Raw genomic sequence first — 270 nt, forward strand, 5'->3', positions numbered from 1 at the left:
GGCAGGCTGCACACCTTCGACACCACCTCGGTGACTTACGTGGGCCTCGTGCTGCTGTTGCTGCCGCGCTTCGGCGTGATGGACTGGAACACCGTGCAGAGCCGCATTCCCTGGGGCACGGTGATCGTGTTCGGCGTGGGCATCAGTCTGGGCACCGCGCTGCTCACGACCAAGGCGGGCCAGTGGCTCAGCACAGCCATTAGCATTTCGTTGGCTTCGAGCATCTGGCGCGTGGCCGCGAGCTGATCGGCGAGCTGGCGCTTCTGCAGT

General features: G+C 65.2%; 1 pseudogene. It reads left to right on the forward strand.

Features of this window, described 5'->3' with window-relative positions:
- Positions 1-201: pseudogene (locus SB764_RS40485) on the forward strand (anion permease); the annotation flags it as partial.
- Between the last annotated feature and the right edge of the window lie 69 nt (positions 202-270).

Source organism: Paraburkholderia sp. SIMBA_027, from assembly GCF_046535315.1.
GTDB lineage: Bacteria > Pseudomonadota > Gammaproteobacteria > Burkholderiales > Burkholderiaceae > Paraburkholderia > Paraburkholderia tropica.